A 26219-nucleotide genomic window follows, 5' to 3' on the forward strand; every position below is an offset into this window, starting at 1 on the left:
TTTAACGCATGATTCAAAAATACAGTAACATTTCGTTTTATACGTCTAGTGCGCTGGGATGATGAATCATTGTGTGCTTTTCACCAGTTTCAGAAGGAAGAAATGGTTGTAAACACCGATTATGATTCACGGTCTAACTAACGCGCAGTAATGATCCTGTACTTCATGACAATTAATATGAACGATTTCAAAGAAGGGTACGTCTTATCTATGGCCAATAAGAAAGGCTTGTAACTAAAAGGAGGAGTATGGATTGAAAAAAATTAAAAGTATGTTTTTCATAGTGGGGTTGTTTCTTTTCCCACTTACAACTTTTGCCGAAATGAAACAGCTTCCCTCAGGCTTAAAGGTGGATCAAGTTGAGGAGACAGTTGATCATATAATGGAGAAGTATATTGGAACGGAAATTCCTGGTGCAGCCCTAGCTATAGTAAAAGATGGTGAAGTCCTATTATTAAAGGGGTACGGATTGGCTGATATAGAGCAAAAGCTAGCGGTCGATCCGGAGAAAACGGTCTTTGAAGCCGGATCGGTATCTAAGCTATATACATGGAGTGCTGTTATGCAGCTAGTGGAGCAGGGTAAGTTAGATTTAAAAACAGATATTCGCGAATACTTACCTGAAAACTACCTTAACCTCACATTTCCAGATAAAGTGACTATGATGGATTTAATGAACCATACAGCTGGATTCGAGGATAAAGCAGATCAGCTGTTAACGACTGATCCAGAAAAAGTGATTCCACTAGAAAAATTTTTATCATCGGAATATTATCAACCAAAGCAAGTATTTAAACCAAGCACAGTTACAGCTTATTCAAACTATAGTACCTCGTTGGCAGGGTTAATTGTGGAACGTGTGTCAGGAAAGGGTTATGCCGATTATATGCAGGAAAATATTATTGAAAGGCTTGGAATGCCGCATTCAACCTTTGCAACAAACTATCTTGAGATTCCTAAAATCGCTGATTTTAAAGGGAAAAGCTATCGAAAAAATGGTGATCACTTTGAGACTGTTGATTGGGCATTTGTAAATGATACTCCAGCAGGTTCTTTAAATACCACGGCAGCGGACATGGCTCAATTTATGATCGCACAGCTTGGTTCGGAGAACACTTCATTATTCGAGCATATGAGCACTTTGGAAAAAATGCATGAACAAACATATCAAGTTCATGAGCTTTTACCAGGAAATGCTCATGGATTTTGGGAGCGATATAGTGGGGAGTATCGGTTACTTGAACATGGTGGGAATGTCATTGGGTATACCTCACAACTGACTCTTGTTCCGGAAGAAAAGTTTGGATATGTGCTACTAATGAATGTGGCGAATGAGATGACAGGATTAAGAGTTGATTTAGTTGATAAATTAATAGGAAAAAATGAATCTATTGAACATGGGGAAAATAGTGAGAATGACGAGGTTGTTCAAGGCACTTATCGAATGGCAAGGGGACTGTACACCAACTTTTTAAAGCTTTTACCGATTGTGAGCAATAGTGATGTCACTATTCAACAAAATCCTCAAGGAGGGATCAACTTTATATCGACGATGGCACCTGAGCCAATTCACTATATTGAAACAAGCCCACTGCTCTATGAACGTGCTGATGATACACTCACTTTATTAGATAAATCAGGCATAGATACAAGTCGAATCGCTTTTGACTTGGATGATAAAGGGAATGTGATAAAGATGTCACATGGAGTAATCAGTGATTACCTGCCTGTAAAACTAAAGGAGCGTGTGGACATAAACCTAGCTTTCATTTTGATTAGTGTAATAACGTTTATCCTCTATACAATCGTTTTCGCCGTTAGATGGGGAGTAAGGAAATTAAAGAAGAAAGAGAAAGGAAACTTGCATTGGGCTACGCCATTATTATCTGGTGCGGGACTCTTAGTAATAGTAAACAGCATCATCCTATTTAGTCGTTTTACGTCCGATCCATTTCAACCATTATCACAAATGCGTATTCATGTGTGGATAAATTGGTTATTCCCTATAATGACTGTAGTTTGTGCCTATTTCATCTTTAAACATTTTAAAAACAGTAAGATATTTGGTAAAATAACGCAATTACTTTTGCTTTTCGTTTGTTTTATTTTCAACTTATTTCTTCTCAATTTCTACTTAATTTAATCTATCAAAACCGGGCAGTGTTTGTCCGGTTTTTCAATAAATACGATGAGGATGCTTATGTTCCCACGTAAACAACATATTTTTAATGTTTAACTCCATAATGTAGTTCTACAAATTGATTGTATTTTTTGGTTCCTTTCAATGTAAGGTCTAATTGATAATCCCCCTCTTTAAATAACGGAATTCCTTTTCCAATTATAGTTGGGGCAACTGTTAAAATAATTTCATCAACTAATTTTTTTTCCACAAAAGATTGTAACAATTCTCCTCCACCAACAAGCCAAATGTTTCTTCCTTCTTGATTTTTCAATTTATTTGTAAAACGAACTATATCATCATTAATAAATTTGACATCTTCAGTATCTTCAATTGAAGACCTTGTAAAAACATAACATTTTTTATTTTTATATGGGAATTCCCCTGGTACGTGTCTTGTCATCCAATCATAAGTTTTTTTGCCCATTAAAACTGTGTCCACTGTCTCATAAAAATCTGAATATCCATTATCACCTTCACCTTCAACATTAAATAACCATTCTAAAGACTCATCTTTCGTAGCTATGTAACCATCTAAACTCATAGCAATAAACAGTACCAAATCACGTTTTTCACTCATAAATATCCCCCTGTAAATAATTACTGAACATACGTTCTTATATAGTATAACAATAATTTTTCCTTATTCAACTAGTCGAGTAGAAGGGAACCTCTCTACCTCTCGGTAGATTGTATTCCTCCCCCCTCACAGAACCGTGCTTGCGCAATTAACGCACACGGCTCCTCCTAATTATCATTCACATAATGTAGCTAGTTTCTTTTCTTAAGTCATATATGTTAACCTTAATTCTTGCATAAGGTAATGGGTATTTATTAAGAAAGAGTCTGAATTTATCCCAAGTAAATGATTTCCTTTGACTTCTTCTATTGAGCCATTTAAACAGTAAGTATCCGATTTTGTCTCTGAATTTATTTACACTTTGGGTATTATCCGTTATGCAATAATAATTGTAATAACCTACAAGAGAGCGTCTAAATCTATCAATAATTATATGAATATTTTTATTTCTATTAATCTTCAACCATTCTTTAGATTCTTTAAGTTTGCCTTGGACTTTCTTCCTGCTTGATTTCCGTTTCACTCGAAAGTTTCCTTGTTTACTTTTCCCACAATAGTGTGTAAAACCAAGGAAATCAAAGGTTGTAGGTTTACTATTTCCCTTTTGTTTTGCATCTTTCTCCGCAAACCTTCCAAAGGGAATAATTTTGGTTTTATCCTCAGCTATTTCTAAGTTAAATTTCTTTAATCTCATTTTTAATGATTGGAAGAATTGTTGAGCTTCACTTTTAGATTGAAAACAACAAACAAAATCATCTGCATATCTCACTATGAATGCTTGTCCTTTACACTGTTTTCTAACCCTTTTCTCGAACCAAAGGTCGAGGACATAGTGGAGATATACATTGGCTAATACTGGAGAAATCACTCCACCTTGCGGTGTGCCATTATCTGTCTTGTATTTCTTTCCTTCCTCCATATATCCACCTTTAAGAAACCTACCAATAATTCTAAGTAAGTTAGGGTCAGCGATTCTCAGTTTTAAGAACTCCATCATCCATGTGTGGTCAACGTTGTCAAAGAATCCTTTAATATCTACATCTACTACATAATTTACTGACCTCTTTTCAATATAGTGGTTCAGTATTTTCAAAGCATCGTGACAGTTACGATTTGGACGGAATCCAAATGAGCAGTCTAGAAAATCATTTTCATAGATGGTATTTAATATTTTCGTAATGCCTCTTTGTACAATCTTATCTTCATGTTCCGGTATTCCCAATGGTCTTTTCTTGTTTGAATTGAGCTTTGGAATATACATTCTCCTTACTGGAACAGGGCGATAACTTTTGCATTTAAGCCTATTAACTAAGTCTTCTATGTTTTCTTTTAGATTTTCATTGTATTGCTCTTTAGTTGTACCATTAACCCCAGTTGCCTTTTTGTTTGGTAACTCATGATGACATTGAATTAGTGATTGCTCATTTAATAAATGTGCAAGAGATGTAAATTTCATTTTAGGATCAGATTTTGCTAATTCTGCTATCCTTAGTAGTTTTGTTTCCATTTATTATACCTACCTCTGTGTGTAGTAAATGTGTCCCTAGTAAGGGTGATAACTGGTAGCTAGCCTTTCCTCCATCGGCATTACCCAACTTCATTGGTACTACGCTGCTATCCGACTCCCTACCAAGCGTTTGGCTTCCTAACTTATTATCGCTTGTACACCATACTTTTCTAAAAGAAGAGACCGGTAGGGTCTCCCGAGTTGCCGCATCATATCCATGTGTAACGTGCCAAGGTCTCTGACCCCAGAGAGGTTTCATTATTCTTGCCATTGCGAACAATGAAATATTGCTTTCTGCTGCAGGTAAAGCATCAGCCCTCTCGATTTACTAACTTTATGGGGCTCAATCCCTTCAACCATTTGGCTTTCGGCCCGTTACCTAACTGTCTACGCTTAAAGACTAAAGTTACCTTTAGCCCTCCAAGACTCGCTACGAGTGAATGGCTAGTTCTTGCTCGACGGGAATCCCACCCGCTATATGATACGACCTAGGCTCGGCCGCACACCTGCGACGTTAGCTTAAGTACAGCTCTTCACAATCTCCACTTTTCTATAAAGAGTTATTCTTTTGTGGAATAGAGTGACTTACATCTTTTAACAACATAATTATTTTTTAAATGACTTTATTGTAAATTAAACAACTTTATTATCTCTGACACTTACTTCTTAGATAGCGAAGGAGCTTTAAGGCCCTTTCAAAACACAACCTCATTATTCGGGCGGCAGCACAACAGCATCCAGGACAGCAAATAACGCTATCCAGGATGCTGTAAGTGTCGCTTCGGTATTAAATGCCCCGATAACAACCAGCTGTAGGAATAGCTACACCTGGTAAGTTCCTGTTCCATTTACCTTACGGCCATACCGAACGAGCCGAAAATCCTCAAAAGAATAAAGACAAAAATCTAAGAGCAAAAAAGGATAGCCGGTTCCCACCGTTTTTTTTATTTGTTTTCTCCTTTTCGCCCATTTGCATTCCGGATCGTATCATCACGCAGCGTTTCTAAGCTTCCAATCGGTCGGGACCCCGAACCCAACCGATTCCAAGCTAAGAAACGAGTCAATCGGGCAAAATAATCCCCTTTGGAAACTCCTGCTATTCGGAATGCAAATAGAAGGAGAAAAAATAAAAAAAGAGAAAAAAAGCATTCAAAAAACAACAAATTTTAGAGAAAAAAGAGCAAAAAAATGAACGTATATGAAATCGTTACTCAGAAGATTATTGAAAAATTAGAAGCCGGAGTGATCCCTTGGAGATTAATGTGAATGCAGTTAATTGGTTGACTCAAAAGCCGTATAGAGGGATAAATACAATGCTATTAGAACCTGGTGAATACGCAACTTTTAAACAAATAAAGGATGCTGGCGGCAGAGCGTATTGTACATCTCATTTTTATGGGATAAAGGTATAAAGGTTATTATTCTCTATGCTTGTTTATGTTTTTTCCCAATCTTACGGGAGAAATGGAACAGAAAGTACTTCTTACTAGACAACAATGATACTTATAAGATTACTCCAAAAGTCAAAGCAACGGTACTATCCAATTTGCGATTACAACGATAAGGTAATTTCGATATTAACCGAAGATCATTTTACTATTTTGTTTTGAAACCGACCAATCTGGTAAATCAATGAGCATACTTTCCTAAAATGGGAGAAAAACCATTTTAAGTACATCGTTTAAAAGATTTTTATCATAGTTGTTAAAAAGTTGATAACTATATGTTTTTATAGTTATACGAGGGATTTAATCTTTTAAGAAAAAGAGGGATTTAAAATGAAGAGCATGATAGAAGTTCAAAATGTAAGTAAAACTTTAAACAAACGAAAGGTTATTCAAAATATGACTTTTAATGTTATGAAAGGAGATATATGTGGATTTATTGGTCCAAATGGAGCCGGTAAAACTACACTTATGAAAATGGCCACTGGACTAATAAAGCCCAGTGAAGGAGAAATTTTTATAAATGGGATTAATGTCCAAAGGGATAGAGAAAAAGCGCTGTTTGAAGTTGGAGCAATAATAGAAGTCCCAGTATTTTTTGAATATATAACTGGAAGAAAAAATCTTAGAAATCTTGCTAGATTAAATATTGGAATGGACCGTAAAGAACAGTTAAAAAAGGTTGAAGAAGTATTAGAACTTGTTGGACTAAAAGACAGGGGCAACGATCTGGTAAAAAATTACTCTTTAGGAATGAAACAAAGACTAGGTATTGCACAGTCGCTACTTAACAATCCGTCCATTGTTATTTTAGACGAACCTTCTAATGGGCTTGACCCCATTGGCATGAAAGACTTACGTGAATTAATACTCAGTCTTGCAAAAGAATTTGATATTACCTTTTTTATCTCTAGTCACCTTCTTGATGAGCTTCAAAAGATTTGTAATAAATATATATTTATTAAAGAAGGGTGTATTAAATGGATTGGGGATGCTAATAGCTTAGTAATTGATAAAGAAAAAGACTTGGAAGAAGTTTTTTTAGACTTTATGGAATAATTCCCCTTTTATCGAACAATAAATTGAAAAGTCCCGGAAACCTTTAATAAATATGAAACAAAGGAAGGTTTTAATGTTTAAATCATTAATTATATATGAATTTGAAAAGTTCTGGTTTAAAAAGATAAACATTGTTTGTCTTATTGCAATACTTATAGTTAATTTTTTATCACTGAAATTCGCATTACAATCTAACAAAGCAGCAGAAATGACAGATATTGTATTCAGTTCAAGTCTTAACTTTCACATAACTAGTTTACAAGAAATGCTTTTAACCGCCTTTAATGCAATTATAATAACGTTTTGTATTTTAAGCTTCCATGAAGAATATAGAAAAGGTAATTTAAGAATGACATTCATGAGAGGGATTTCGATACGAAAATTATATATAGCAAAATCCTTAGTAATGAATCTTAATATCCTTTTAACAATTTTAATTCACCTTATAATTTCTTTACTTATTGCTTTAATAATTCTTCCTAAAACAAGTTCTTCACCTTTGTATTTTAAAGAAGGACTATACACCATAAGTGATGTCGTATTTTTTTCCATTAGATACTACTTTTTAGCATATTTGAGTCTTTTAACTTTTGGAAGTATTATTGAAGTTTTATCAATTAAATGCAAATCAGTAGCCGGTGTTTTAGGGCTAAGTTTGGGATTTGTATTTCTTAATTTTATTTATATTTCTTACGTATCTTTCTTATTAAAAGACTATCCAATTAGTGACCCGATGGTACTAAAATATAATTCAATATCTCTTGTGTTTGTCCAAGCAAAAGGAGCAGCATATTTTGCTGCTGGATTTACAGATGTTTTTTTGTATAGCATGATTATCATTTATTTAATTTTCAAATCTTTATCATATTTAGCTTTTACAAATAAAAATTATTTAGAATAAAGGAGGACTATTTTATGTTGAGAATTATTTTATCAGAATTCGGGAGAATATTCTCTAAAAAAAGCACAAAGATTATATTCCTAATTACTGGTTTATTTCCGGTATTGATCTTCTACTTTTTTCAACAACGATGGGGTATAGACTATTATATAGTTAATGGAGTAAATTACTCATTAAACAATCTTAATTACCCAGTAACTCAAATGCTCGAATATAACTTTTTATTTCTTTTTATTATTTTACCATTATTTTTTAGCGAATCTTTAAGTTCCGAAATTGATTCTGGCGGGTACAAAATGATTCTACTTAGGCCGTTTAAAAAGTGGAAACTTTTAGTTGGCAAGTGGATTGTTTTAATGCTGACATATTTCAGTATGCTCTTGTGCGTATTTCTTATTAACTTCCTGATAGGAAACCTATTCCTGCCTCATGTGAAATTTACAAGTTATTACAATATCAATGAAAACCTAAACCCTTTTGATTCTATGGTTTATAATTTAAAATTCTATTTAATTATTTTAATAGTGCATCTAGCTGTTCTCTCTATAATTTCATTTTTAAGTATTGCTTTCAAAAAAACAATAATAGCCTTCTTTGGAAGCATAACATTAATGATTGGTGGTATGTATATATCCCTACCTTTACAAAATATTCTATTTAATACACCGGATGTTGCTTACTCTATTTTAGGAGGAACATATGAACTTTTAAATATGTTAATATTTATACTAGTTTCCTTTTCAATATTTGGCGTAGCTTTATGGATGTGGAATAAAAGAATTGGTAGTATTGCATAGAGTGCCTTATCTCAACCACTTTATAAACCCTCAGCGCGTTCATAATGGCAAACGCGCTTTTTTAGAATAATCAATCAGGCATTGATGTAAAGTAAGCTTGGGAAAATCAAACCAGATCCTTTTATTAATTAAGATGTCCCATCCGTAAATAGAAAAGGGAGGAAATATTAAATTGGGGGAACAAATACTTATTGTAGATGATAACGAAGAGATCATTTCGTTTTTAAAACCTGCTCTAGAAGTAGAGGGATATATTGTAGACCACGCTTTGAACGGAAAAGAAGCTTTACGAAAAATAAAGAAAGAGTTTGATATCATATTATTAGATGTTGGACTTCCTGACATAGATGGTTTCACAGTTTGTGAAAAGATAAAACAAGTTAACTCTTGCCCGGTTATTTTTTTAACAGCAAAAGGTCTTGAGCAAGAAAGGGTTAAGGGTTTCCTAGTAGGAGGGGTTGATTATATCGTCAAACCTTTTTCTTTGAAAGAACTAATACTCAGAGTAAAAGTACATATCAATCAATTAGATCGAAAATATGAGAGAACATTCATTAAATCAGGGGAAGTCGAAGTTGATATTTCAGCGAAGAGTATTAAGATAAACGAACAACTAATTGACGTTACTAAAAAGGAATATGAAATTATAGAACTTCTATCTACTCATCCAGGGCAAGTGTTTTCCAAAGAGAAAATATTCGAATTAATATGGGGATATACGAGCGATAGTGATATTACTACTATCACTGAGCATATCAGAAGAATTCGTTCTAAAATTTCCACGAATACATCCTTTGATAACTGTTATATAAAAACAGTATGGGGGGTCGGATATAAATGGGAAGATTGAAATACCTAAATAGAAATTTAAAATTAAAAACGCAGTTTCTTTTGTTTTTCATATTAAGTGCTTTAATAGCTGCTTTCCTAAGTATCATAATTGTCTCAATTTGTATTTTCTTATTTGAAGATCTCAAACAAGTCAACGAAATAAAGGATTATGTTAAATTAAATACTGAGAATGCCTTGGATCAGAACTACCAAAAGGAACTGAAACGCAGGATACCAGACGATTTTGATTATTGGCTTTTTATAACCGACGATAATATACCTTACACCTCCTCGTCTAATTCCATACCTACTGAACTATCTAATATTATACAAAATCGTCCTACAGAGGAGGTTAATGTAGCAACAGACGAAAACCGTATAATTTCTTATATACCATTACATAGTAAAAGTATAGATGGGGCCTTTATTTTAGAGTATAAAGATACGTTGTTTCTAAACTCAAAGCTCATTAATAAAATGATTAATAAAACAAGCTATTCAGCTTTTTTTAATCTTTTTGTATTTATCCCTATATTGATACTTTGCCCTTTTATTACGGCATTTATCTTTTCTTTATTGTTGGCTAGGAGCATTAATAAGCCTTTAAAAGAATTAATTAATGCTAGTGAAACAATTAAACAAGGTCGATTAGATTTTGTAATCAATACCTCCTACAACAATGAAATAGGACAAGTACTAAAATCGTTTGAAGAGATGAGAGAAACTCTTCAAGAGTCATTAAAAAAACAATGGACAATGGAAGAACAACGTAAAGACATGATTCTCTCTTTAACACATAATATTAAAACGCCCGTAACCATTCTTAATGGCCATTTAGAATTAATATCTAATTATGGACAAAATTTAACGAGTGCTCAAAAGAAAGAATCTATGGATGTTGTAGTTACTAACGCTGATAGGATACGGGTAATGATTAATCAGTTAAACGAGATTTGGGACTTGGAAAGAACCAACTTTTCATTGTTTATTCAAGATGTATCTTTATGTAAGTTTACAAAGGTAATAAAAGATAACTTTGATCAAATTTGTTCAAAGAAAAATATCGCTTTTGAAATCGTATCATCTATTCACAAAGAAGATACATTCAGCTTTGATCCCCTAAGAATGAATGAAGTATTTGAAAATATTATATCAAATTCCATTAAATTTACTAATAATGGGGAAATAAAATTTGAAGTAAAGAAAGAAGGAGATGGCATATGTTTTAAAATTTCCGACACCGGAACCGGGTTTAATGAGAAGGACCTTGAATACATATTCAATAAAGATTATAAAGGAGATGAAGGGGTTAAGTCTACCAGTAGCTCCGGGCTTGGTCTCTACATTTGTAAACTTATTGTAGAAAAACACAATGGAAAGATTAAAGCCTATAACAATTGTTCGGGCGGTGCAAGTATCGAGATTTTCTTGCCGTCTTTAATGAATAAAACTAAAATACAATCTCCCTCATATTTTTAGATGGGCTATTTTACAACGAATAAAAAGAATCCATTTTGATCAATCACTTTAATTAAAAAGGATTCTTTTTTTCTACCTATTTTGTTAAACAAACGCGCCCGATTCTTGAAGATCGTTCCATCATTATTACTAAAGAAAAAAAGCCCACCGTTGTTCAATAAGATTAAAAAGAGATTTAGTTACCAGTTCTATTAATAACAACGTCAGGGTGTGCTTTGTAAGTTTTTTACTTCCATAAACCTTTTTAAGTTATATACAAAAACCATGCTTTGACATCGTCTAAAGCATGGTAATTATTTTAATTAATTTAAAACTGCTAAGTTAATTTTTTTCGCTCATCTATTTATTGAATTCATTAACTGGAAGAAGTATTCAGGTTTATGAGTCTTATTTAGGTTATACCATGAATGTAATGTATCTGGTGCAAATACATCTAATTTTTTCAGTACTTCCATCGCAAATTCCAGAGGAGCTACTCCTGATGCAGTGACCAAATCCTCACCAGATACCACAGGTCCCATCTCATGAAATTCTTCGCCTTTATAATTAGGACAGACCATTTTAATGTACTCTAAGTTATTGCTTGTATGCTTTCTAGAATCTAGATATCCAATATTCGCTAGTCCCTCAGTTGCACCACAAATTGCAGCAACAATAGTCCCAAGCTTTAAAGCTTCGCCAGTTTTTTTCAAGATAGGTTGATGAATATCTTCTCTCCAAGTATTCCCTCCAGGTAAAACTAAAAGATCTTTACTCTCAAGAGTACATTCATCAAGGGAAATATCTGGTTTTATGCTCAGACCTCCCATCGTAGTAATAATTTCTTTATTAACTCCTACTGTAACTACTTTTAAAGGTGCTAAATCTTTTTTGAAAAATCTTCCTGAGTTTAGTTCAGCAATTAAATATCCATATTCCCAGTCTGACATTGTATTAAATACATAAAGATAAACTTTTTTTCTTTGCATCCATTAACACTCCAATTACAATTGATATAGCCTATTATAATATAACTTCCCTGACAGCTAACGTCAGGGAAGTTATCATACTTGATGAAATTTTATTAATTCCGACAGAACTTCAATAAGTCTTTTCTTAAGACTTACTGGCTCAATAACTTGAATAGATTTACCGTACGGTAAAAGTAAATAAGGTGCATATGTATGTATCATATTTTTTTCAAGAAGAAATACTGCTTGATTTGATGTCCGTTCTTGTAAATAATGTCCTAAAAACCAATGTTGGCAAATATCACCCAACGCCCTTGCGTTTCCATTAATAACCAAAGGAATAATCCCTTCCTTATCTTCTATAGTTGGAAGGAGGTTTTTCATAAAAAAGTCACGTGCTGAAAAATTTTCTGGCCGGTTAAACTTATTTTCGGTTAGCATTAGACTTTCAATTCGATCTACTCTAAAACTACGAATATCATTCCTAAGATGACAAAATCCAATCACATACCACTTATTATTCCAATAAATAATTCTGTACGGATCAACCAATCTATACTTTGATTGCTCTTCGCCACTTTTATGGTACAGAATTTTTGTAGAGTATCCATCAGCTACGGCCTGCTCCAACTCCTTCAAGAAAGGTTCCATAGAGAGGGAACTTAATCGACTTATTACTTCAAGACTGGTTAAATGTTGGTTTATCTTTGTTTCCTGCTCTTGATTTGAATATTTGCTTAGCTTTGAAATAGCCCTATTTAGTGCTTCACCTCCATAATATCCGGCTTCTTCTGCAAAAACAGCAGCGTGAAATAGTGAGGTTTGCTCCTCAAAATCAAAAAAAAGAGGAGCTTCAATAAAATTGTTCAATAAAGTGTATCCACCGTTATGTCCTGTGTCTGAAATTATAGGTACACCACTTGTTGAAAGTGTATCAATATAACGATACACAGTCCTTATATTCATCTCTAACTTTTCTGAAATTTGTTTTGCAGTAATTTTTTCACCTGAACTAAGCATCCATAGAATTGCCAGTATATTGTCAATTTTAGGCATATGAATCCACCTCTATATGGAATTTATTATCTATCTTATAAGTTTATTTTTTCCTTAATTGGTAATAAGTAAATTTTACAGTATTTATCATTAAAATTTAACTTATTTCCTTGAATTAAACTATTCTGTCTTGTTAGCATTCCTGTAGAACGTTAATTATCAACTTTGAAAAAAATAGAGCCCCTCAGTAAGATATGAGTATAGACACCACTCTAAAACTCACATTCTAAGGAGGAAGCTCTAATATGAAGTTTAAAATGCAAGACAAACAAAATCAACTAATAGAAAGAATTTCAGATAAACATCTCGTTGTTGGGGTAGATATTGCACAAAAAACGCATGTTGCCCGAGCTGTGAATTTTCGTGGAATAGTGATTGGTGAACCCCTTACTTTTGAAAATAATGAAGAAGGGTTCGACAGTTTATTTCAGTGGATTAATAGGTTAAAAATTTCAAAAGGTTATAGTACCGAAATAGTTGGTATGGAACCGACTGGACATTACTGGTTAAACTTATCTAAATGGCTATACGATCAAGGTGTGGATGTAGTAACTGTAAATCCTCATCTTGTTAAAAGGAACAAAGAAAATCGTGATAACACCCAATCCAAAAGTGATAAGAAGGATGCCCTTGTGATTGCGGATATGGTCAAGAATGGATACTACTCCTTTATTCGCCCAACTTCGGAAGCATTTGAGGAACTTAGAGTACTAATGTCAAATCGAGACGTTATTGTTAAACGTCTTGTGAGCTCTGCGAATCAAATTAACCGATGGGTAGATGTTGTATTCCCTGAATTTCGGGAGGTTTTTAAAGATGTAAAAGGAAAAGGAGCCATTACGACTCTTCGCTTATTTCCAACACCAAAGGAACTGCGTTCCTTAGATGTCAAAGATATAGTAAATGGATGGAAATCATTAATGAAACGACAACCTGGCTTGAAGAAAGCTCAATTATTGATTAAGCTATCTAAGAATTCTGTAGGTACCACTCAAGCCTACGATGCTTATAAACTACACCTAAAAATGTTACTCGACGAATTTGATCTCGCCACAATCCAACTTGAAACAGTCGAAAAAGAAGTAAGTGAAGTACTTAAAAACATTACTTTTTCAGATAAATTACTTGGTATTAAAGGATTAACTGAAGTAACCCTAGGTGGCATTTTAGGTGAAACTGGCGACCTCAGTAAGTTCGCACATGGTAATTCTCTATTACGTCATGCAGGTCTACATCTAGTAGAGGCTAGCTCAGGTAAATGGAAAGGACAAATTGTAATTTCTAAACGAGGAAGGTCTCGTTTAAGGCGATATTTATTTCTAGCAACACTTAGTCTTGTGGCAAATAATCCTGAGTTTAAAGCTCTTCACTCTTATAATGTTGAGGTTAAAAAGATGAAGAAAATGAAGTCAATAATGAAACTTATTGGTAAGTTGGCAAGATTATTAGTTGGAGTGGCCCGGCGAAACGAGTCTTATTGTCCAGAAAAAGTATACCCATTAATACCAGCAGCATAACCCAATTATCTTCAGTTGAACACGACTAATAAAAATTGTTGAATATTGGCTTATTCGTAGGATCTCAAAGAAAGCACGGAGTACTGGAATACTTAAACAAAAGGGCATTGCGACCCATTCCGTTAGCAAAACCGGCCTCCACCCCTTGGATAGGCATGACGAAGGAATGAAAGGGCTTAGACCCGTTGAGACATGGGAGGGATAGCCTCCAGGGGCGGCGTGGAGTAAGCGTGCAGTATACTGGAAATAAGTGGGGTATTTGTTCTACTCCTCTATTCCCGCATGCATTCATGTAGCCCAAATATCTATAATTATTTCAATCATCCGTTATTGTTCTTACAAAGTGGTTTGAAATCCTGCGAATAAGCGAGCATTTGAGAGAAAACAGAATCTATCTGAGGGAGTTTAAGTATAATTCTTTACAATCTATTTCCGATTTTTAGTATAACTCATCAACCGCGTTATTCAACAATCTGGCCCTTTAACTGAATAACAAATGAGCATCTATTAGCTGGTTTAATTGAATAACTTAAATTAGATTATTCTCGACCTGAAAACAGTAATTTCTATTTTCACTAACTCCCTCTAAGTATAAGTGTATTTCTTCACGAACTTGATTGAAAAGAAACACAGGATTTTTAACTACCCTGTGTTTTTAATTTCTATTCAATTGTGTAATTATAATCTTCAAAGTAATTATTGTCCGATTCCATTACAAAATAAATCATTGCAATCCGGCTTATCGTCATATCAACTTCTAAGTTCTATTAATTTAACCAATTTGTTTTTATTTCTTCGACAACTATTTCGGGGGAATCCCAGTGCAACATGTGAGTAGCATTGGGAATTTCTTTTACTAGCCCGTTTGTTTTTTCTATAAATGTTCTAACTACCTTTTCTCTATACCCATTCCAGCTATTAGGGAGCGTAGCTCTTAATAATATAATTGACAGTGGAAGATACTGGTATATATCCTCAGTTTCGTGTTTGTGCATTGCTTTGACTATACTATTAGCTGTTGTGCCTTTTATATTTAAATAAATCATACCATCCTTTTCTACTGCACGGTCCTTTGCTGCAATTTCTAATAAAGGAGACCATCTTTTATAAGCTTTCTTTTCAGTATTGATGAATTCGTCCCAATTAACAAAAACATACTCATTAAATGCTTTTTCATAACTTGCAGCATCATCATCCATCGTTTGACCTTTAAGTCTTTTTGTTTGGTAACCACCATCAATAAGAATGGTCCCTTTTATTTTTTCAGGATAGTTCACTAAGTAAAATAAAGATACAAAACTTCCCCAAGAGTGAGATAAGAAGTAAAATTGATCAATGTTAATAATTTTAAATAGTTCATTTAACCATGATATAAAATTAGGCATTTCGTATTCGTCTGGCGATTTGAATGACGTTGTTTGTCCATGTCCTGGTGCATCTATCGAAATAAATCTATATTCGTCTTTTAACTTTTCAGCAATTTCAATAAATGTAAGGGCAGTCCCACTAAGTCCATGGAGACAAAATATAATTGGCTTTTCTTTATTACCCCATTCCGTAATAAATACTTTCATTTCTCCATGATTGACGAAATATCTTTTCAAAATATCAGCTCCATATTTTTAGCTATTACTAAATATTCTTTTAAAACCTATATATTCCTTCTCTATCCATCCATGGAAGTTAAGATTATATCGAATGGAAAAAAGATATTTTTACTATTTTCTTATGAATGTAATGTTGGTTTGAAATAAAGTTTGGTTTAAAATAGCTCATAAACACTATTTTTACGTTAAATAAAAAGAACCCATTTTGAAAAATAGAATGATCAAAATGGGTTCTACAGTTTTGAGTACAGCTAGAATTTTTATAAAAAAGTTTAATAATTTCTTAATAAACTAAAGCTCCCCTTAGTTTATTAAGATAAAAGAACTGAGTAAAATCCACACTCAACTCTTTCGAAGGCATTCACGATGCCGTAATATTTAATAAATATTAACCATCTCAACTATTTTTTTCGTACAGCCTCAAATGTAATCAGTTGAGTTTCTTTTAACGGTCGTTTCTTGTAATTATATTCAGCAGAGCAAGTTATTTCAGAAAAACCAATACTTTCTAATATGAATTTGAATTCCTCAAGTCCATACCAACGCATTTTAAACTTTTGTAATTCTGTGTCCACTAACTTACCTTTTCTCCATTTTTCATATTTCAAGTGAGATAAGGTATATTGAGAAATCCAATTAATTTCAACGGATTTGTTTTCTAATAAAATACCTTCCTCTTCAGATAAAGAAAAAGTTGAAGTTGAGATTTCTCCTGTACGCCAACCATTTGGTATTTCAAGGTCGATTATTACTCGTCCCCCAGTAATCAGATGACTATAAAAACATTTTAGAGTTTCTTTAGCGTTCTCCAATGTCTCAATTAAACAAAAAGAACCTGTAGGTATGACAATCGCTTCATATTTTGAAGGTAATGAAAAATTACAAAGGTTACCTTCATATAAATTAGGATTTAATCCCCTTTCTCTACAACGTTCACGGCAAGAAGTTAACATTTGGGGTGAATAGTCAATGCCGTCAACAGTATAACCATTCTCAAGTAAAGGAATTAAAAAACGACCTGAACCCACTGCTGCTTCAAGTATCTTCCCCTTAGTACCTCTTAATCTTTCTAGATAATATTCAATGTCACCACGTACTGAATGGCCAACAGGTTTTGTAAAATCATAAAGCTCCGTACTTAGACTACTATAATAACTAAACAATTCAATTCCTCCGATTTTATATGCGGAAGAACTTATTTGGATTATTAATCCTTCCGCACCTCAAATTTGTTAGATGTATGGAAAGAACTGACTATCATAATGAATCACTCGCTTTCTATAAAATATAGTAGTAGTATACTCTTTGGAGTTAAATATTGCAAATATTTCCAAAACGATTGCTTTTCTATAAATGGTGCAACTTTATTTCAAACGGTATAACTTTCTTTAAAATGGTACGTCTTTTTTATAAACGGTATGACTTTATTTCAAATCTACACGTACCTCTATGAAGTTTTATTTCATCAGGTAGTAATTTAACTAAATTCGCTGAAAGTCCAACAGTATAAGCACAGCGAATTAAATCTTCTTTTGTTGTTTGATATGTTTGAAGTGCTGCTTGCCTTCTTTCGGTAATTGAATCATAGTCTGTATAATTCAAATAAAACTTATAATCGATAGTATTCAAAATCTCTCCCCCAAAATAAAAAAAACATTCGTTCGCTTATTTTAATTATAAGCAAACGAATGTTAAACTTCCATATTTAAACAACTTTATTATTTTTTAAACGACTTTAATATTTTTTAAACAACTTTATTATTTGTGAACAATTTTTGTTGGTTTGAAAGAAAGTTTGATTAAAAATACTTCGAAAACCTATATTTTACTATAAATTAAAGGAATCCATTTTGAAAAAAAGATTGATCAAAATAAATTGTTATCCAGCAGATTTAAGTTTCAGTTTTATAAAAAAGTTTGATCATTCCCAGATGGTGTTGCTCAAGAATCACACCTTTTAATGAAATAACTTTATTTCTGAAGCATAATTCATTAACTCATTAATTGTTTCTCTAGATTGTTGTTCAATATCACCCTTTAAAAACAACCTCAGCATACATGAATTCATCAATGACAATCTTTACACGTATATTTTCCCCGTCAAGCCAGCAAACATACCTATAGTTATTATCTTCATAAATTAAAGTGGATTATTTCACAAACACCTAAACAATATTTCAAAATGTAATTTAAATTAGAGTACATTTTATTTTTTGGAACAGCTCCCTATTATAATTAACAATCTAACATACAACTAATTTCGAACAGGTTCCCGAACATTAGAAGGTGGATACGAACGATTAGGACTTTCAATTAAAAACATTACCTTTTCTTTCAATTCTTTCAGATGAGCCCTTTTTTCATCTAACTCATCTTCGTAAATAACAAAGCTCTCATTTAGTGTCGATTTAATACAAAAACCTCGACTAGTATCATATTCTTCCGAGGTATGGGCTAACAAATTTCTTAAATCAATTTCAACCTCCCATTGTTCAAAAATCTTCTCGTGTACCCTTTTATAATATGGGGTTGTTTTGTTTTTTAGTCGGTGAAATAAATCTTTATACGATTTATTATCGTCTCCAACTGCATCAAGCTCCACTCTTAATAACCACTCTAATTCAGCATGTTCACACATATATAGACCGCGTATTGCATTCAATTCATCCCAACGACTAAGGCTTATTTTTACCGCACTCTCAAAATCTTGTTCTACTGTAACTGAACTTGCCAATGAAATAAACGTGAAATTAGAAAATAATTGAACCCTAGTTTCTCTAAGCTTAGCAATTATATCTTCTCGAATTTGGTCGTAATCATTGTTTGAATATAGAACAAAAAATTGTTTGAATAATCCTTGATTTCTAACCTCAATTAGATATTCTAGTCCTGTTTCATTATCGTCTAAATTATAGTCAGAAATAAAAAAGTCTACTCGCCTATTCTTGTTTGTTAATATGTCTTTAGCTTCTTCAAGATTGCTCACTTGTTCAATATGACTTTCATATCCCTTATTCTCAATAGCCGATTTTACGAATTTTAATCTTCTTTCATGTCCTCGATCCCCTGGTCTATCTTCTAACCAAATGACCTCCACAATTCTCCTCATTTTGGTTTCACCTCTACTTTAATTGCAAAATCTACAATATTTTGATGAGAACTTGCTGAAATATTCCATCCGAACTCTTCACAAATTTCTTTAACTAGGAACATTCCAATTCCTGTACCATTTTTCTTACTTGTGACACCTAAATCGAACATCATATCTACGGGTTTAATTTCTATAGGACCTGTATCAGAAATAAAATGTAACTCACTTGTCTGATCATGGAATTCTACTCTAATAAAGCTTGCATTTCTTTCTGCTGCATTAGTTATTAAATTATCTAACAATACTCCTAATTCAAATATTTCGACTTTAGACATATATGGAGTACTTCCAATATTAATTTGTATTTCCCCTCTGGATAACCGGATAGTCTCTAAATAACTTCGAACATAACTTTTTAAATCTATTGTTTGCTTACCTATAATGTCATAATTATTTAATCTCAAGAATTGCTGCTTAATAGTCGCTAACTTATCGGAATATTTTTTCAGATCTTTCAAATGCGGCAATATACGTATCCATTCTTTTGAATTTGAAAAATCACTAGCTAAGTCTTCAACAGTATAAATCAAATCATTACTTATAATTGTTAATTCATGAACTAGTAATTTTTGTCTTTTAGGATCACTTTCGCTCAATAAAATATCTTTCATATTATTTTGATTTTTTAAACTACTATTCTCTACTTTCAGCCCCGTATTTTCTTCATCTAATTTTTTTGATTTTTTTTCAGCTTGAATACGTGCCTCCGTCTCAGCTTCTTTGGCACGTCGTTCTTCTTCTTTTGCTTTTCTTTCAGCCTCTTTTGCTTTTCTTTCTTTTTCAAGTTTCATTTGTGAAAGAGTCTCAGCATCTGCTTTTACAACATTTGAAATTGCTAGTCTTTCTCTAATTAATCTACCTACTATAGGACTAACGATATCACTAAGAAGCTTAACCCTCTCATCTTCCATTAACAAGCCTTCACGATTGGTACTAGAAATATCAGGTAAAAAGTCATCATCTAGTATATCAAAAGAAATTTCTCCTTCTATATAATTTGCAAATGCTTGTGTGCTCCCCAATAATTCTAAAAAATTGTCGATAGCTAGTTTATCCCTTATGTAAAGTTTGAGTCTATTAGAGTTATAAACTCCGTTCTTCATAAACCTAGTATCATTTTTGTCAGCTTCATCCTTTTTGATTGTTGCGTGGATGCCTATCCACCCTTTTAATTCATATGGTCTTGTAACTCTTTCTCCATCTACCCCTATAAACTCCTTTTCACCTGCTATCTTATGTTTTTCAGATATTTTATCAGGTGTTAGAATAACTACTTCTCTTTCTTTTGCATTCAATGCTGCTATTTCTAAATCTGTTAAGTTACCTTCATTAATACGAGTTTTAATTGGGATAGATTTCTTTAACTCATAGCTCTTTAAACCTTCAGTAGTCTCAAAAAATCCGTAAAAATTATGAAAGGCAACTTCTTTCTTTACAGTTTGATACACAATGGATTCACCTAATTTAGTTACATAAGCAATTTCTAATTGTGCTCCTAAATCATCTAAAAGATAGTAGTCCGCAATTCTACTCTTTAAGCCTTCTAATTTTTTTTCAGCAAAATTTGTCATATCTACATTTGTCAATTTAATAAGCGTTCCATGTTGATAGTTGCTCCATATATATTCATTATCTATCGCTACATCTTCATTCCTAATTTTATCCAATTTAGGAATATCTGAGGCTTTGACATTTGTTGAATCCAAAACCCATGAAGATTCCACTCCATCTTTTTTAGTAACAATATAGTACTTTTTAGAAAGATATAATCCAGCAAGCTTTCCTACACCTTTCCTTCCTTTCACTTTATCTGATAAATTCTCGCCTGCTTCTCTTTTATTTCTACCTATCAATGCATATTTATTAAGCAAATCAGAGTAACTCATACCGCTACCATCATCAAAAATTTCAATTGTGGAGTTTTTTTTGTCAATAGAGTTAATATAAATTCGGACAGTTTTTGCTCCTGCATCTAAACCATTTGCAACTAACTCTGAAATGGCACTCCATTTATTTGTATACATTTGTTTCCCTAAAAGATTTAAGGCATAAAAAGAGAAATTAAAGTATATTTCATTACTATTACTCTCCATACTTTACTCCCTACCTATTAAGAAATTTTCATCAAAAAAATCTTTCAACTGCTGTGCTATGACCATAGCTAACAACGGAGGTACAGCATTACCAATCTGGCTATTAATACTTTTTATAGCACCAATAAACTGAAAGGTATCGGGAAAAGACTGTATCCTTGCCCCTTCTCTTGGTGTTAAAGCTCGATTTTGTATTGGATGTATACATCTTAACGAGGAGGGAGTAGTTAAATTATTTGTAATTGTTGAGCTTGGTCTATCCCACCATAACTTCCCGTAAGTATTATCATAACCAGAAGTCAAATAGTATTTTTGATCTAGCGCCCCTGATTCAACTAAACTATTAATATAGTTACGACCTTCTCCAGGTATAACCGCCTGCATTATTGTCAACATCTTTTCTCCATTAGTACCATTAACATGATTCATCAAATAATTACATTGATTTCTCATCAATCTTTGATAATTAGTATACGGAGCATTTTCATAAAGATGTTTAGTCTCCCCATTCCCTAAAGAAGGTAAATCTCCTATTGCATCCTCTAAAGTTAAAAATTCATTATCAATTTCAGGTGCAGGAAACTGCCAATCATGTACAATCTCTAGATCTTTTCTAATCCCTATTAAGAAAACTCTTTCTCTATTTTGTGGAATACCAAAATGTTTAGCATTTAAGACACTATCTTTTATCTCATAAGATAAATCAATACCGAAATCAGAAAAATCACTAAATGATTTTTTTATATCTTCTAAAACAGGAAGTTTCTCATCATTCTTCATCGACAATAGACCTGTAACATTCTCAAATAGAAAGACTTTTGGTTGTACAAATGTCAACACTCGTCTATATTCTTGATACATTTTTGCACGCTCGTCATATTGCCTCTTCCCAACCGTACTAAAGGACTGGCACGGTGGGCCCCCTATCACTAGATCTACATCAGTATAATCAATATTCTTTTCTTGTAAGTAAGATTCATTTATATCTGTTATGCTACAATTCAACATTGGAATTTCAGGAAAATTCAGTAAGAAAGCATCAGATGCATTTTTATTAATTTCATTGGCAAATAAAATATCAAACTCATTAGACTCTATAAAAGTATTATTTTCAATCCTATTTTTAAAGCCAAATGTCAAACCACCTGCCCCTGAAAATAAATCAACCACCCTAATCATCTATAAGCCCCCAATTTAATCTAATACCTAATATTTTAGCAAATTTCCGACAAAATTCACATAACCAATTATTCTAGCATATTTGACTCCGAATTATTTCTATTTGATAAATTAATACTGAGTCACTAATAAACAGTTTAATTATATATAAAAAGAGCAACTAGCTAAAAACTAGGTATTTCATGAAATACTGTTAAAAATATTTATCTACAAAGTGGACTCCAACTGTACTTTTCATCTTTTAATTCCACAATATCTAAATAAATGTTAGGACAAATTGATGAATAATGTCTTGCTGCCTTCGGGTAATCTCTAAATTTATTCATTCTCCCAAATAGAGTCCCTTTCTTTTCAAATTCTTTTACACGATTTCACTCGATAATTTCTTTCTCATTCAATATATATAATCTCTATCATAAAGTTTCATATTTGCTACTCCCGCCCAGTAATGTCTAGTAATGTAATTTGTTCAATAAAGCCTCTGCCCTATGCTGAACCCCTTTAGAACTGTGTTTAGCTTTCACTACTGCAATACCTTGATCTTCAATGCTTTTCAATGACTTACTTGTCCAGGTTCCACTATCATTCACAAGATTTATAAGCAGTCGATCATATATAGTTTTCCATTCACGAGTTACTAGCGATGATAGAATCAACATCGACAAAGAGCGATTTTCGCGTTCAATTTCTATAATGTTGAATTGTTTCCCATTCCCTAAATATATTTGGGCAATTACATACCGTCGCTTAGTGACATTATCACTCAATTTCGTAAATCTACGTTCACCGTGACCATCTGGCAACACATCCATAATTACTTGTATTGTTCTTATTATGGGATATTGTTCAAGTGCTTTGAGGACATTAATAAAATCTTGCAACTCTCCCTGCACCTGAATTTCATGTAGCATTTGATGCTCTAATCCTCGCTCAAGTTGTTGACCACCACTGTCTGCTGTAGATCGAATAGAATCATGATTAATATAGTATTTCTTTGTGTTTTCATCTTCCTTCATTCGTTGCTTGGTAGGGCTACCTTTAATACGCTCAATTCTAGGAACTAATGTATATTCATGTTTTAACTGATTCATTTGCACGAGATCAAAGTCTTCTGTAGAACCATCTAATTGTTCATCTAATGTAAAGCCCTCTTCATTGCCCTGTCTATTTAGAGAACGATAAGTGTATTTCTTTGCCTCATCGGATTTCTCTTGATCTTGTATTTCTGGATGTGAAATTGAAATATGTTGGTACGGGATATCTTTGTTTTTCACATTAACAATTTGTAATACTGTACACATGTTATTCTTCTCTTTTACACGAGCTGTTATTGTAATCGGTTGTGTAAAGCTCCATTCGAACCTCAAAGCCCTTTCTTGCAACCAAGTAAATGCTATACTTTCATATATCTGTCGTAGATCAGGGTTTGTCAGCAACCACACCAACTGGTAAATGAACGTTGGCTTTGTGTATTTCAATTCATATTGTGATGAAAAGCTAAGATGTATTTTATTAGGTTCGTATGTTTCTGTGAAGAACTGAGGAAATGAATTCGATTCGATCATGCGATATAAAAGAAAACCATTCGGAGCTAATATGCAACGCAATACTTCAACAACTGGTAAAATAACATTCTTTCCATTGAAAGTGAACACGAAACTACGGGAAGTTGCAGGATCACTGCTGCCTTGTATAGACCAAGGTCGTTCATGATATTTAACTTTATTAGGATAAATAGTCATATCTATCTCTTGTACACCTTCAGGGGCTTTACTTGCCGTTATGATGCCATCGGTATAAAAATGTTGAATTGCTAGGCATGGTAATGTACCCCAGTCCATTAATATACCTTCTGTACGACCTTGTGAGCGAAAATATGCTTTAATCATCATTTTATAATCATATGGGAATGGTTCACCAATCCATAGTAGTTGTGCTTTTTCACCTTTAGCAAAAGGCCAAGCAATTTTAACCTGTTGTTTGCTCATAACTTTCCACTTCCTGTTTTGTCCGTAAATATACTTCCAAATACGGTTTTATTTCATGAAAATGATGTGACTTCACAGCGCCAATACGCTGTACCTTCCATAATAAAACTGGTTCTTGCCTCTGTAATATTCGATCAATAATCTTACAACAACGTCTGATTTGGAATTGCTGAGTAGATTCCGTAGTTTCAGATAGAAGCTTTTTAGTCTGGGGGAGCTTATCAAGATGTTTATCCAAATTTGATAATATTCCAAGCCGTTTTCCAATAATCGAGATTGTAATTCGAACAGGTTTATCTAGTTCAATTAGCTCCTTGTAAAGCTTCTCCACTTTAGAGTGGTATTCTCGATCACGTGAGGCCCAATCGACAATTGCTAGATTATTCTTCTTCTCTCGAATTATAGGCAAGTGTTCGAACAGCCATTCTTTATCATGACGATACAAGTACATATATTCTTTTGGGAAACACTTACGAATTTGTGTTCTTGAATAAATTGGGCATTGTCGCATTCCTTTTAATAATTGTTTTCGATAAATTAGCAACATCGAAGGAATATCGTTTTCTGATAATCCTTCTATTTTTATCTCCAAAGAGAGATATTTTTTAACCGTTTTCGAATCTACACCAAGCATTTTAGCTAATGTTCTTGCACTGTGCGTCCCTTCGGCTTTCAATTCACGTAATTTTCCGTTCCAGACATCTCCAAACACTTTTATACGTCCAATACGATATTTATCTCCAGATAATCTATCAGGACCTTTTCTAGCATAAATAAAGCCACAAGAGCATTCAAACGTACCAATAGGTGCTTTTGATTTAAAATCTCTCGTAACATTTACTTCAGGAATCACACATTCCTTATAATGATTAGCTGCCTTATTTAAACAAGGCCATGGGCCACAACCGAAAGGACCTGTATCAGTTTCAACTTGTAAAAAAGAATCTACATCTTGTTCTAAGAAATAAAGCATAAGCAAATGACGGAAAGGATGTGAATGGCGTTTTAGATTGCGTGTAATGATCCTCAGCCAATTGTACTCATCATCAACATCGATTTCTGATTCATATTTAACTAAAAATCCTTTTGGAAACTTTGATTGAAATGCTTTGTATAGCTCATTCTGCCGAACTCGATTAGAAGTTGTTATTAATTTGCGCTCACGTAAAAGAACACGATATTTATGATTAATAGATTCTCTTGAAAATCGATCTATTGGGACTTGCAGCAATTGATAAGCCTTCTTTGCCAAAGCAATTTGAATAGCTTCGAACTCTTTTGGTTCAACTTCTTGAATCATTGATAAGTTCAGTGACCTTTTATCGAATCGAATAAATTCTATTCGACTCTGCTTTGAAGGATCTACAGGATACTTCTTTAATTTCAATTCATGATGCGCACAGAAATCAATTCCTTGTAGCTGATGCTCACGATGAATATAGGGTTCTCCATACTGATCAATATCATTAGCAGCACATTCTGGACAATAACAGAGCCAGTCTTTTTTACAAATACCTCCTGCGACCATCCCAAGTCTTATGTAAAGTCCTTTTCCATCTCCTTGAACATCATGTAGAAGTTCTTTCTGGCGGTTCTTAGAAAGAAAAGGAGCATAGAAAGGATAAATTGTATGCTTGGCTAATAGGCTCTCAACAGAATAGTTAGAGCCAAATTGCTCAACTAGTACAGAAAAATGGCTGCCAATCTCTACACTTGGTATCACAGTACGACTTTGAAATACTTCTTCCAATGTGTCCTTACAATCGATATTGCCACTATAAAAGTGATAACGAGCAATCGCTGAATACATCAATTCATCAGGATATGGGTTCGTAAAGAACGGTAGCATCCAAAATCCCCCTAGTTTTATTCGACATACTTCTATCATGTCGATCAATCT

20 protein-coding genes are annotated in these 26219 nt (G+C 33.3%); 8 read left to right on the forward strand and 12 right to left on the reverse strand.

Annotated elements, in window-relative coordinates; all coding sequences use genetic code 11:
* Positions 1 to 253: 253 nt before the first annotated feature.
* The gene (locus FI644_RS08645) at positions 254 to 2143 is read left to right on the forward strand and encodes a serine hydrolase domain-containing protein (RefSeq protein ID WP_053477982.1); all 1890 of its coding nucleotides are present in this window, start codon (positions 254 to 256) and stop codon (positions 2141 to 2143) included.
* An 82-nt stretch (positions 2144 to 2225) separates the two neighbouring features.
* Here the strand turns inward: FI644_RS08645 and FI644_RS08650 are convergent, their stop codons facing one another.
* Positions 2226 to 2759: a dihydrofolate reductase family protein gene (locus FI644_RS08650; RefSeq protein ID WP_053477981.1), complete on the reverse strand. Its 534-nt coding sequence runs from the start codon at positions 2757 to 2759 to the stop codon at positions 2226 to 2228.
* Between the two features lie 178 nt (positions 2760 to 2937).
* Positions 2938 to 4266, reverse strand: a complete 1329-nt coding sequence (ltrA, locus tag FI644_RS08655; protein WP_142108229.1) for a group II intron reverse transcriptase/maturase — start codon at positions 4264 to 4266, stop codon at positions 2938 to 2940.
* Between the two features lie 1262 nt (positions 4267 to 5528).
* Here ltrA and FI644_RS27475 point away from each other — a divergent pair.
* The 6 genes from FI644_RS27475 to FI644_RS08685 all read left to right on the forward strand — a co-directional run bounded on the left by FI644_RS27475 (position 5529) and on the right by FI644_RS08685 (position 10778).
* Entirely contained in the window at positions 5529 to 5678 is a 150-nt protein-coding gene (locus tag FI644_RS27475; RefSeq protein WP_379999449.1) for a hypothetical protein, read from the forward strand.
* 366 nt (positions 5679 to 6044) lie between these two features.
* Entirely contained in the window at positions 6045 to 6770 is a 726-nt protein-coding gene (locus FI644_RS08665; RefSeq protein ID WP_053477980.1) for an ABC transporter ATP-binding protein, read from the forward strand.
* A 73-nt stretch (positions 6771 to 6843) separates the two neighbouring features.
* On the forward strand, positions 6844 to 7671 hold the full coding sequence (locus tag FI644_RS08670; RefSeq protein ID WP_053477979.1) for an ABC transporter permease: 828 nt from the start codon (positions 6844 to 6846) through the stop codon (positions 7669 to 7671).
* Between the two features lie 14 nt (positions 7672 to 7685).
* Positions 7686 to 8468: an ABC transporter permease gene (locus FI644_RS08675; RefSeq protein WP_053477978.1), complete on the forward strand. Its 783-nt coding sequence runs from the start codon at positions 7686 to 7688 to the stop codon at positions 8466 to 8468.
* Positions 8469 to 8640: 172 nt separating this feature from the next.
* A complete protein-coding gene (locus tag FI644_RS08680) occupies positions 8641 to 9318 on the forward strand; it encodes a response regulator transcription factor (protein WP_142108230.1) in 678 nt (225 codons plus the stop codon).
* Positions 9306 to 10778, forward strand: coding sequence for a HAMP domain-containing sensor histidine kinase (locus FI644_RS08685; RefSeq protein ID WP_056681791.1), 1473 nt, complete (start codon positions 9306 to 9308; stop codon positions 10776 to 10778). The genes FI644_RS08680 and FI644_RS08685 overlap by 13 nt, the downstream gene beginning before the upstream one ends.
* A 335-nt stretch (positions 10779 to 11113) precedes the next feature.
* Here FI644_RS08685 and FI644_RS08690 read toward each other — a convergent pair whose 3' ends face one another.
* Together FI644_RS08690 and FI644_RS08695 are read right to left on the reverse strand one after the other, a co-directional pair.
* Positions 11114 to 11746, reverse strand: coding sequence for a type 1 glutamine amidotransferase family protein (locus FI644_RS08690; protein WP_053477975.1), 633 nt, complete (start codon positions 11744 to 11746; stop codon positions 11114 to 11116).
* Between the two features lie 75 nt (positions 11747 to 11821).
* Complete coding sequence (locus FI644_RS08695) at positions 11822 to 12784, reverse strand: helix-turn-helix transcriptional regulator (protein WP_142108231.1); 963 nt, start codon at positions 12782 to 12784, stop codon at positions 11822 to 11824.
* A gap of 245 nt (positions 12785 to 13029) precedes the next feature.
* Between FI644_RS08695 and FI644_RS08700 the strand changes: the two genes are divergently transcribed.
* Positions 13030 to 14301 (forward strand): IS110 family RNA-guided transposase, encoded by a 1272-nt coding sequence (locus tag FI644_RS08700; protein ID WP_056681801.1) that lies wholly within the window; start codon positions 13030 to 13032, stop codon positions 14299 to 14301.
* A gap of 767 nt (positions 14302 to 15068) precedes the next feature.
* Here the strand turns inward: FI644_RS08700 and FI644_RS08705 are convergent.
* From FI644_RS08705 to FI644_RS08740, 8 genes are all read right to left on the reverse strand, one after another.
* Positions 15069 to 15905, reverse strand: coding sequence for an alpha/beta fold hydrolase (locus FI644_RS08705; RefSeq protein WP_142108232.1), 837 nt, complete (start codon positions 15903 to 15905; stop codon positions 15069 to 15071).
* Positions 15906 to 16309: 404 nt separating this feature from the next.
* The gene (locus tag FI644_RS08710) at positions 16310 to 17071 is read right to left on the reverse strand and encodes a class I SAM-dependent methyltransferase (protein WP_053477972.1); all 762 of its coding nucleotides are present in this window, start codon (positions 17069 to 17071) and stop codon (positions 16310 to 16312) included.
* A 244-nt stretch (positions 17072 to 17315) separates the two neighbouring features.
* Positions 17316 to 17537, reverse strand: coding sequence for a hypothetical protein (locus FI644_RS08715; RefSeq protein ID WP_056681785.1), 222 nt, complete (start codon positions 17535 to 17537; stop codon positions 17316 to 17318).
* Positions 17538 to 18162: 625 nt separating this feature from the next.
* On the reverse strand, positions 18163 to 19017 hold the full coding sequence (locus FI644_RS08720; RefSeq protein WP_142108233.1) for a hypothetical protein: 855 nt from the start codon (positions 19015 to 19017) through the stop codon (positions 18163 to 18165).
* On the reverse strand, positions 19014 to 21152 hold the full coding sequence (locus FI644_RS08725) for an ATP-binding protein (RefSeq protein ID WP_142108234.1): 2139 nt from the start codon (positions 21150 to 21152) through the stop codon (positions 19014 to 19016). Before FI644_RS08725 ends, FI644_RS08720 begins: the two co-directional genes overlap by 4 nt.
* A 3-nt stretch (positions 21153 to 21155) precedes the next feature.
* Positions 21156 to 22331: a DNA cytosine methyltransferase gene (locus FI644_RS08730; RefSeq protein ID WP_142108235.1), complete on the reverse strand. Its 1176-nt coding sequence runs from the start codon at positions 22329 to 22331 to the stop codon at positions 21156 to 21158.
* A 452-nt stretch (positions 22332 to 22783) separates the two neighbouring features.
* The gene (locus FI644_RS08735) at positions 22784 to 24319 is read right to left on the reverse strand and encodes a Tn7-like element transposition protein TnsE (protein ID WP_142108236.1); all 1536 of its coding nucleotides are present in this window, start codon (positions 24317 to 24319) and stop codon (positions 22784 to 22786) included.
* Positions 24300 to 26168: a TnsD family Tn7-like transposition protein gene (locus FI644_RS08740; protein WP_142108237.1), complete on the reverse strand. Its 1869-nt coding sequence runs from the start codon at positions 26166 to 26168 to the stop codon at positions 24300 to 24302. Before FI644_RS08740 ends, FI644_RS08735 begins: the two co-directional genes overlap by 20 nt.
* Between the last annotated feature and the right edge of the window lie 51 nt (positions 26169 to 26219).

Source organism: Cytobacillus solani (genome assembly GCF_006704205.1).
Lineage (GTDB): Bacteria > Bacillota > Bacilli > Bacillales > Cytobacillaceae > Cytobacillus > Cytobacillus solani.